General features: G+C 30.8%; 7 protein-coding genes. 5 read left to right on the forward strand and 2 right to left on the reverse strand.

Features of this window, described 5'->3' with window-relative positions:
• Positions 1 to 88 precede the first annotated feature (88 nt).
• Positions 89 to 1,423: a hypothetical protein gene (locus Z053_RS0126890; protein ID WP_035097065.1), complete on the reverse strand. Its 1,335-nt coding sequence runs from the start codon at positions 1,421 to 1,423 to the stop codon at positions 89 to 91.
• 437 nt (positions 1,424 to 1,860) lie between these two features.
• Here Z053_RS0126890 and Z053_RS0126895 point away from each other — a divergent pair, with 437 nt between their 5' ends.
• Both Z053_RS0126895 and Z053_RS0126900 read left to right on the forward strand, forming a co-directional pair.
• A complete protein-coding gene (locus Z053_RS0126895) occupies positions 1,861 to 3,861 on the forward strand; it encodes a tetratricopeptide repeat-containing sensor histidine kinase (RefSeq protein ID WP_025668075.1) in 2,001 nt (666 codons plus the stop codon).
• Positions 3,846 to 4,496 carry a response regulator gene (locus Z053_RS0126900; RefSeq protein ID WP_025668076.1) on the forward strand — a complete coding sequence of 217 codons (651 nt, stop codon included), beginning with the start codon at positions 3,846 to 3,848 and terminating at the stop codon, positions 4,494 to 4,496. The genes Z053_RS0126895 and Z053_RS0126900 overlap by 16 nt, the downstream gene beginning before the upstream one ends.
• 48 nt (positions 4,497 to 4,544) lie before the next feature.
• On the opposite strand, the gene Z053_RS31725 is transcribed toward Z053_RS0126900, so the two are convergent.
• Positions 4,545 to 4,691 (reverse strand): hypothetical protein, encoded by a 147-nt coding sequence (locus tag Z053_RS31725; protein WP_160170156.1) that lies wholly within the window; start codon positions 4,689 to 4,691, stop codon positions 4,545 to 4,547.
• A gap of 149 nt (positions 4,692 to 4,840) precedes the next feature.
• Between Z053_RS31725 and Z053_RS0126910 the strand changes: the two genes are divergently transcribed.
• From Z053_RS0126910 to Z053_RS0126920, 3 genes are read left to right on the forward strand one after another with little or no spacing between them, the layout of a single operon-like run.
• Positions 4,841 to 6,310, forward strand: a complete 1,470-nt coding sequence (locus Z053_RS0126910; protein WP_025668078.1) for a hypothetical protein — start codon at positions 4,841 to 4,843, stop codon at positions 6,308 to 6,310.
• Positions 6,307 to 9,903, forward strand: a complete 3,597-nt coding sequence (locus tag Z053_RS0126915) for a CHAT domain-containing protein (protein ID WP_025668079.1) — start codon at positions 6,307 to 6,309, stop codon at positions 9,901 to 9,903. The genes Z053_RS0126910 and Z053_RS0126915 overlap by 4 nt, the downstream gene beginning before the upstream one ends.
• A gap of 17 nt (positions 9,904 to 9,920) precedes the next feature.
• Entirely contained in the window at positions 9,921 to 10,328 is a 408-nt protein-coding gene (locus Z053_RS0126920) for a hypothetical protein (RefSeq protein WP_025668080.1), read from the forward strand.
• Positions 10,329 to 10,413: the final 85 nt, after the last annotated feature.

The raw sequence follows: 10,413 nt of genomic DNA on the forward strand, positions 1-10,413 counted from the left end.
CAGATATTTTATAAAACCCCTACTCCCGTTAGCGTCTCGCTAGTAGCACTACAATTCTATACGGCGAATAAATGTTATTGAGGTAGAATTAATATATAATTCCCCCTTTTTCATATATAAAATCAGAACTTAAAAAATTCATGATACCTTTTATCGTGGAGGCAACAGAACCTTGTATCATTTTGAGATTCGAAGGCCTTTCTTGAGGAGATGTTGAATATGGTAATAGTCTTTTTTGCTTTTTAGTTAACGCTTCTTTATTTCCAGTTAATTTGAACCACCTATCGTTCCAATAATTTGAACCTGTTAATGTTTTAGAATGTATAATTTCATTAGAACTATTATCTCGAATTTCTACAAATATTTTAAGATGAGTTTTACTTTCTTTAGAATAGATTACAGCTTTTGCACTTACTGTTTTTTTGATTTCATTACCATTACTATCTTTTCCGGTTGTTATTTCACGTTGATAATCAACATTTGTAGTTTGTATATCGCTATGCTGTACATCGATATCCGATATCGCTAGGTGAATAGAATAATCAGTTGGAACTTCTGAAGTAAAAAGCTTCATATGAGGTAACTTCACTCGATGTAAAACTCCTGAAACTTTATCAGTAACTATCAATTGAAGAGATTTGTCTAATCTCCTGTAATTTTGGGATTGTATGGTTTCTGGTTGTATGTTAACAGTATATATTGAATTTTCAATCGCCTGTTTTTCTTTTTTTTCTACATCTTGATACTCTTTGGTGTACAGATTACATATCGCATAATATGCACTTACCTTTTTCCATTCTGGTTTTGTTTGGGCATGAGACTCAAGATTCTGAGCCGTTTTGTAATAATACGGAGCAATATTTGCTTTATTCTCTTTATAAGAATTTCTTAGATCCTCCTCTATTTTTTGATCAAGAGATATAGACTTATATTCCTTTAATGGATCTACAGTGGCAATTAATTGATTTACCTCTTTGAGATATTTTAAATGATGAATTAATTTTAGTTGCTCCTTGACCTGGGTAATAAAACTTTTTTCCTGAATCAATTTCTCAATTTCTCTTTGTTCTTTTGACCACCCATCTAGAGTTATACTTACCAAATCTTTTGTGAGTAGTTTCTTAAATCGTTTTATTTGTCCTCTTCTTTTGGATTTTGCTACTCCTTGCATTAAACATAGCATGGCAAGTTGGTTCTCATTGCCTTTTAAATGTTTCTTTGCCATTTTTTTGTACCTAGTTGGTTTTAAAGTAGTCTTTACAGTTTTAGAAAAAGCCCAGTTTTTTGGGTTGTCTGTTAAAGGTAAATTGGCTATAATATTTAATTTCTCTTGCTCATCATCCATTTGAGCATAACAACTAATAATACAGCAAAAGAAAAATACAAACAGAGTACAGGTTTTATTGTTTTGAGAATTTTTCATTTTAATTTTTTTTAGTTAATGATTAAATGTGAATTATATAAGTTTCTACTTTTCAAGAATTGCTCTTTTTGGCATTTTAAGAGGCACTCATTCAATATTTAAAATTTTTATATTTGTCTTTATTGCTCTTATTTTTTAGTTTCTCCTTTTCAGAAAAGAAGTTTTTTTTGGCTACGATATGCGATAAAATTTGGAGCTAACAGAAAAAACATCAGAATAACTGTATACCATATATTCCCCATTTATTGCCCTATAAAACATGTCTCGATATTGTGTGCTTAGAATCGAACCATCTTATTCTTGTTATACAATAATAGCCTTAATTTCAGATGGTTTCAATACGTAAATTCCCTTACGGGAATTCCCGTAATTTTGATTGCAAAAGGGGTGCACGTCACTATTATTTCATATTTTAGATACGCAAAAAATCATTATTTATGAATAAGGGGGCTGTATTTTTGTTTTTAGTTTTATCCTTCTCCTACCTGTATAGTCAACCACAAAAAACTATTGAGTCTCTTATCAAAAAAGGAGACAGTCTTTTAGAAAAAAAACAAAGTATTGCTGCATTACACTTTTTTGAAGAAGCATTGCTATTGGCACAGAAATCAGATGATAAACTAAGCATCGCTATTGTACATAAAAAAGTAGGTGTTTGTTATTATCGATTAAAGAATTATGTATTATCAGAAAGACATTATCATAAAGCTTTGGTTTTTGATAGTTTAACAAAAACTGCAGCCGATAATTACTATAATATAGCTTTGGTAAAGAGGAAAATAAATCAAAATGACAGTGTTTTATCCTATCTGGAAAAAAGCTTGAAAATATATAAAACATTAAATTATGACCAATCTACTTACAATACTTTTTTGAGTGCAGGTGTAATCTATAAAAACCGAAGATTATACGAAAAATCATTAGAATATTTAGTCCTTGCCTATCATGGATTCGAAGTAAAAAATAAAATGAAATTGGGACGTACCTGTATGGCTATAGGTAATGTGCATTATCAAATAAAAAATTACAAACAAGCCTTAAAGTATTATCACGAGGCTTTGCGTTATATGCCACGTGACAACAAAAAAGGTAAAGCACAATTGTTCAATAATATTGCAATTGTTTATAAAAAAATGCAAGTTCTGGATTCGGTTATTATTAACTATAAAAAAGCACTATCCTTAATTACACCCAAGAATAAAACATATGGAGTGGCTTTGCAAAATTTGGCTCTTGTGCATGGTGAAATGGGAAGATTAGAATTGGCTCAGGATACTTTTGAGCAAGCTATTGTGATACATAAGCGATCAAAAGATACCACTTCTCTTTTGTACAGTTTTAATGGGATTACCGAAGCGTTGCTTAAACAAAAAAGAGTACAAAAAGCAAAGTTATATCTCGATACTATAACTGATTTACTCCCCAGAACTATTCTTAAAACACCTTTGTTGGATTTTTTTAAAAACAAAGCAGATTACCATGCAGAGATAAAGGAATACAAAACAGCGTTATACTATCAAAAAGAATATACGCAGCTATTCGAAAAAGTATATAATCTAGAACAGACAGAAATTATTCAAAATTTGCAATCTCGATTTGATTACGAAAAAAAAGAGAATATCATTGAAAAATTATCGCTCGAAAACAAGAATAATGAGTTACAGATAGAATCTAAAAACAAGAGCCTTAAAATTAAAAACCTGATTATAATTTCTCTTTGTATTCTGGTATTAATTGGCCTCATGAGTTATTATATTTTTGCACAACGACAAAAAGTAGCCCAACAACGGTCAAAAATTGAAAAATTGGAAGCCATCTATAAGGGACAAGATGCCATTCAAAAACGTATTGCAAGAGACCTACATGATATTATCTCCAATAGTTTTGATGGTTTACGATTAAAGGTCTTGGCATTATTACGTACGCCAGACTCTAAAGATGCGATAACCAATATAGCCGGCGAATTACAAAATATGAATCAACAAGTACGTTTCGTATCCCATAGATTATCTCCAATCATTACCAATCATCAATTCATTGATGTTATCAAAGCCAGGCTTACCGAATTTCAGGCATATCATAAAATACTGGTTGTTTTACAGAACGAATTCCCCTCACAACTTAATGCATTACACGAAGGAAAGAAAAATAACTTTTACGGTATTATATTAGAAATCCTACAAAACGTAGCCAAACACTCACAAGCTACAGAATTACATATTTCTAACCAAATAGATAATAGTAACCATATTCATTTTACGTTTTTGGATAATGGCGTAGGTATTACAAACGATCACCCCAAAGGAATCGGTATTCAAAATATCAGGCAAAGAACAGATATCCTAAGAGGTAGGGTGAAAATCCAAAAAGTGAATTTGGGAACAGAAATTCATATTCAATTTCCATTAAAAAATAATGCGTCATGGGTAATAAAGTAAGAATTCTAATTGTTGACGACTCTATTGTGTTTTCGCAAGGATTATCTGCATTACTAGAAGGATACCCCACTATAGTAGAAAATGTAGCTAGAGTACATCATTATAAAGGAGCTATGGAAATACTTAAAAACTCCCATGTTGACATTCTTATGTTGGATCTTAATTTTGAATCTGCAGATTTTGATGGTTTTATAATAGCCAAAAAAGTAAAAAAACTATACCCAGGCATAAAGATTATTATTCTTACACAACAAGCAAAAGTTGATAATTATAAAATTTTAATAGAAGACATTGGTGTGCATGGGTATTTAGACAAACAGCTATCGGTAGAAACTGTAATCATGGCCATAAAAGAGGTGCAGAAAGATAATATCTACATTGATCCTATTATAACTGAAATGATTAGAATAGGCAAATGGCTAACAATAAGTCCACGTGAGCGAGAAGTTATCGAACACCTAGGTAAAGGATTTCTACAAAAGGAAGTAGCAGATACATTATGTATAAGTCATCGCACTGTCGAAGAACATTGTAAAAATGCAGCTAGAAAAGTAGGTGCCAAAAACACAGCACACCTAATTGCCATTTATACGCAATATAAAAATGCGAATAGAGAAAGAGGACCAGATATATAAATCCCCCATATCATTATAATATAGGGGACTTATTACACTTCCTTATAATTAAGGATTAGGATCTAATGGAGGATCTTCTTCATTTTCTGTTTGAGAAATTGGTAGATCTCTGTCCACATCATCAACGGTACATGAGGTATTTAAAAATACCACGAAAATTCCGATGATTAGTATTACAATTCTTGATGTTTTCATACTTCTAAGAATTTGATATTCATAAAAGATGAAAGCGCTTACATCATGTTGACCTTCAACAATAGTACGAAGATGAAAAGACACGTAATGACATAAAAGACATGTCTAGACACGATATTTTTTAACATATTATTAACAAAAAGAGTAAAATGAGTAAAAAATTGAACAAGGATTTTATTCCTGCTTTTATCTATTTAATGTATCAAATAGAATGTAAGAATGATGATGAAAATATTAATGAAAATATTGATGGTAATGACTTTGAAAAAAAAATTCTTAGAGAACAAGTTTTCAGTTTAAAAACATTTAAAAGAATAATAAGAGCAAAAGAAGAATTAAAGAAAAAAAAATTACTTGAAAAAAGAAGAGACAGAAACTTTTACTTTAGTAACATAAATGTCTTTGTTTCTTATCTTAATGGTCAATCATTAGGTTTTGAGAGTTTTGCAAGGGTTTATAAATCTCAAATAAAAGACTTTTATGAAAACAATAAGTGCTCTGATAAATTTTTAAATGATTTTTTTGGAATATCAAATGACGAACAACAAAAGGCACCGATACAAGATCCGAAAGAAAATTTTAAAAATGGAAAATTAATTGATAAGTCCAATTCTCACCCACTAAAAACAGCTATCATAGAAATCATTCAGTATTCTAATGATAGCCCAAAAACACCACAGGATCAAAGGTTAACGAATACTATAAAGGAAAATGTTTTAAAAGTATATACTGACTACAATATTTTACCAACTCCTAAAATTGAGCCCCTGACCTTAGATCAGGCACTTGATAAGAATCTTAATGGATACGATCTTATTTTTCAAGGAAAAACTATTAAGTATACAGAGGAGCAAACAATGTTCACTATAAGTTATAAAATCCCTGGTACTTATAATGATAGGAAAGATTATCAAAAAAATATTGAAAAAAAGTACGATGCTCACAATGCTATTATGTTAATTGAAGGGGAGCTTCCTCTGGATATTCAATGTATATCGTTATGGGTTTTAGCATTAGATCAATATTTTAAGGGTGAGTTAGAGAACTGTTTAGAGATTATATCTGAATTAGAAAGAAAGCTAATGGAACCAGAAACCTTTATCGATAATAACAAGATTGGTCTAGTAGAAATTTTATTCATAAAAGGGGTCGTTTTTATGTTTCAAAATAAAATCTTGGATGCCTTACGTGTATTTTATAAAATAGAAAAAGAACATAAAAATTACTTACAGAACAATTTACATATCCTTTCAAAACTATATCATAATCTTGGGATTTTAGAAAGGGTCAAGGGAAGTCCTCAAAAAGCATTAGATCATTTTTGCAAAGCCATTAAAAATAAAGAGGAACAATGGCAAAGCTATTGGGAATTGGGTAGAATGGCAATATATAAAGAAAAGAAAGAGAAAGAACCATATACAAATGTTGGTTATAAAATAGAGAAAGACTACAACCATTACTATACTAAGGCTATTCATTATAGTGAGTTGGATGACTTAAAAAAAGAGCTTGAAGCCGTTGATAAGAACCATCCTAAAACAATAATTCAGATTGAAGAATATATTGAAGAAAATACTATTACTAGGCAAGCTTCAATCATTAAAGGAGATAACTCATGAAAAGAACAGTATTTAATTATCAGTTAAAAGAAGATATTCCTATTCGGGATTTTGAAGAAATCATACATTCTTTTAAAGAAGGACACGTATCTATAAAGGAATTTTCTGATACAATCACTCAGAAAATGAAAACTATTTTTGATGAAGATAAGGAACTGGATCATATTATCAAGATTGCAAAACAAACTCACGTGTTACTGCATCTTATTTCTGATAATAATGCTTTGCTATCATTACCATGGCAAGTGTTTTTTGATCAATATCCGTTAATTGGGATATCCAAAGGCAATCGGCCTATCAATAATTATGCCCCTGCCAACAAAGGTACAAGACTTAGTATTTTAATTATGTTTTCCAGTCCATTAGAACTGGTACAGTTAGATATCAAAAAAGAAATACAAAGTCTACTTTCGGGGTTTTTATCTTCTTATGATATTCAGGTAAAAATTACCGACGACGGTTCTCTAACTTCTTTAGAAAAAGCTCTAACTAAGCAGGCTTTTGATATTATTTATTATAGTGGTCATGGAAGTTATGAGAATGGAGAAACCATACTCTCTTTTGAAACGCCACTCATAGCCAAAGAAACAAAGGTGTCAGGAAAAGTTTTTGTTGACTCTATAATCAATAATTGTCAGATACTTCCAAAAGTAGTGATATTATCTTCCTGTAACACTACTCATGAAGAATCTGGTTTTAAAGGAGTAACCAGTTTATTGTTACAAAATAAAATTCCGGCAGTAATTAGTTTTTCAGATACTATAGAACAAGAATATGCCACCGAGTTTTGTTATATATTGGCAAGACAATTATCAAAAAAATATGACCTTCTGGATGCGTTTAGGTTTAGTGTAAATGTTTTGAAAGAGCAATTTACCAGAAAAAAAGAAAAACAGGCTCCCTGGTTAAAACCTCAATTATTTCTTCAAAAACATATTGAGCAATTTATTGGTAATGAAGAAGTAAATAGTGCAATACAAGAGTATTCTAAATGCTTTATTGAAACAAAACAATACTTTCCTTTTATATACAGGGAGGAAATTATAAAGATTACAAATGCTATCAAAAAAGGAAATACAAAAATAAATATTGCAGGACATAGAGGAATGGGTAAATCTGCTTGTATGACCTATATTTGGCAAAATATTAACAAGTTTACTTCGAATTATTCTGGAATATATTTATCTGACAAACATTGCACATTAGATCATCTCAAACAAGAGGTGTCCAAACTTATCAAAGAACCAGTTACGGATTTATTTAAAGACATTTCTGACTTTGCAAGTAAATACCCACTGGTAATAGTCATTGATCACGTAGATCAATTTGTTACTTTAGAAAACAATGAGTTTATCATCGAGCATGCGGTTGTTGAATTTCTAAAAAAAGTTGAACATATTTCGGTAGTTCTAATAACCCGTTTTCCTATTAAAAGTTTTTCTATCGATGAATCAATAATACTCAAGGGTGTAACTATGCCTCATCTGGAGCTTATCTTTAGAGATAGTTTTTTGGGAACGTATGTAAAGAAAAAGTTTTTAAACAGAAATACAACGTCCGTATTTAGTAACGATCCTCTTTATCTTATTTTTGTAGAACTTCATACAAATCACCTCTTTTCTAGTATACCAGAACTATATATTAGGTTTGAAAAATTTCTTTCAGAGGGTTATAATAAAGGTGTAAAAGTATATGAAAATGAGTCTGAGTTTCTCAAAACTTACGATCATATTATAGACAAAACTCTTAAGATCTATGAGCTTGAAATTGAGCCGTACGGATATGGATATCGTATTACTCCTTATTTAAAAAAGTTGAGCTTACCCTTTCAAAAAATTCTAAAAACATTGTCTCACATAAAAATCCCTGTAGGGCGAGAGATACTGGAATGTGAAGAAATTATTAACCTGGATAGTTGTCTGAATACCTTGATCTCTTTAAACCTTGTAGAGAGAGATACTTTAGAATCGGGTGATTCGTTGTACTGGACTACCTCTTTATTATCAAACGTCGCCAGTCGGAAGCTGGAGGTTAAGAATTATCTTGATAAAAAAGAATTAGCGGATTATCTGGAGGAGTTTTTTGAGGAACGTAGGGGTAATATTGATTTTATAGAAAAAACTAGAGGAGTGTTTACAAAATACTTGAAAACGGCATTTTATCTCTATGTTTCTATTAGCGATATCGAAATGATCAAAGATGTAGGGGTAAGGCTTTGCAATTTTTATAACAGAAGTAATAGCCCTTACCAAGCCCTACGAATAGGAGAAAAAGTGTTTGAAGAATTGCAAGAAAACACTCCGGTAGCTGTATTTGAATTATTGTCTAAGATTTACCGTATAAAAGGCCAAGAAGAAAAAGCTCATTTTTTTCTAAAGAAACAACGGGAACAGGCAATCATTCAGAAAAGTGAATTTGAACGTATTGATGTTGTTAGAAGTGATGCGCTAAGGTGTGTTGATAGTGCAGAATTTAAAAAAGCCTCAGAAAAATTTGATCAGGCACTACAGTTGGTTGAAAAGTATCCGTTTGAAAATAAGGAGGTAAGGATGTTAAAAACTGCCATACAATCAGACTCGGTGTATACGTTAAGACGTCTTAATAAATATAAAGAAGCAGAACAAAGATTAAAAGATGCCTACTCCACTCTTGGTAGCCTAAACGAAGATCCTACTGTAATTTTGGATAACCTATGTGCTTTGTATGATGAAATCGGAGAATTTGATAACGCATTGTACTATTTGGAAAAGACCCTGATCGACAGTAATTCTAAGAAATTTAATAACAAAAGAATTGAAATAAGCGCATTGTTAAAACAAGGTAGCTTTTATGAGCGAAGCCATCAATTTATGAATGCGAAAATTGTGTTAGGTCAAGCAATTCATCTAGCCAAATTAAACTCCGATAGGGTATCACAAGCTCAAGCTTATATGTATATAGGAAACGTGTTTTTAACAGAGGGAGAACTCTTCGAATTAAAAGGATACGAAAGTGCAGTATTTTTTGAGGATGCATTGCATTATTATGATCAAGCAGAAGTGATGTATAAGGATATGCCAAACACCCGTCTAATCCATCAATATAGCCTATATAGTTTTATGTCAGGGTGTTTTGCTAAACTTCAAATGCTTGATAAATCTGGAGAATATTCGCATAAACAATTAGAAATAGCCAAAAGAACAGAAGATGTAGATACATTACTTAATGCATATAGAAGTTTGATAGGGTTTTATGCAGAATTAGATGAGATAGAAACGTGTTTTAAGTATTATGAAATACATCAAAATATTATTACTACCGAATTAAATCGATGCGATAATAACCCTCTTAAACAAACACTTTTGAGAGCAAAAATGCAATGTTTATTCTCCATAGCAAACTTATATGACAGATTAAAAAATCAAGAACAATGCTATGAAAAAAGTATCGAGGCTTTTACCATATATTTTGAAAATGACCTTCGATTGACATATGTTATAGAGCGTCATTTAGTATTAAATGCCAATTATTTCCTGAGAAAAGGATTTAAATCTCCTTTTCGGAAAGAATTACAAAATCTAATCCTATCACTGGGAGGCAAATATCTAAACTAATCATCAAAACTATTACTATGTCACTTTTACGATTTGAAGGAATTTATTTTATTGAATACAATGATCAGTCTGCAGGTATAATTACCAGATTATTTCGTTTTTACCCGGCAGAGTTAGAGGTAAGGTCTATGTTTGTTCTTGGAGGAGATATTAACAAGCAAATTTCTATAGGAATGGCAAAAACGATTACACGATTAGAGAGTAAAAAACCAGGCCCAGAAATTAACATAGGTAAATATCAATTAAATGAAAATTATCAAATAAAATTTACTCTTGGTACTGAAAGTTTTATTGGGAACTTAAGTCTGGATCATGTATACATAGATTTTTTGTTAAATAATGACATAAAAGGTAGTCTGTTCAAATTTGATCTCATTCGATATATTAGATTTAAGGAAGTAGGTGAGTTGTATGTTTTTGAGTAACTATATTGAGACACATAGACGATCGAGAAAAGATCAAGTTGTAACAGAATATAAATTAATAACGGTTCAATAAAACGATAATTTT

The sequence above is a fragment of the Aquimarina megaterium XH134 genome (genome assembly GCF_000520975.1).
In the GTDB taxonomy this organism is placed as follows: domain Bacteria; phylum Bacteroidota; class Bacteroidia; order Flavobacteriales; family Flavobacteriaceae; genus Aquimarina; species Aquimarina megaterium.

Coding starts and splice junctions, on each gene's coding strand:
- Z053_RS0126890 (WP_035097065.1), bottom strand. CDS start 1,423: ATGAAAAATTCTCAAAACAATAAAACCTGTACTCTGTTTGTATTTTTC.
- Z053_RS0126895 (WP_025668075.1), top strand. CDS start 1,861: ATGAATAAGGGGGCTGTATTTTTGTTTTTAGTTTTATCCTTCTCCTAC.
- Z053_RS0126900 (WP_025668076.1), top strand. CDS start 3,846: ATGGGTAATAAAGTAAGAATTCTAATTGTTGACGACTCTATTGTGTTT.
- Z053_RS31725 (WP_160170156.1), bottom strand. CDS start 4,691: ATGAAAACATCAAGAATTGTAATACTAATCATCGGAATTTTCGTGGTA.
- Z053_RS0126910 (WP_025668078.1), top strand. CDS start 4,841: ATGAGTAAAAAATTGAACAAGGATTTTATTCCTGCTTTTATCTATTTA.
- Z053_RS0126915 (WP_025668079.1), top strand. CDS start 6,307: ATGAAAAGAACAGTATTTAATTATCAGTTAAAAGAAGATATTCCTATT.
- Z053_RS0126920 (WP_025668080.1), top strand. CDS start 9,921: ATGTCACTTTTACGATTTGAAGGAATTTATTTTATTGAATACAATGAT.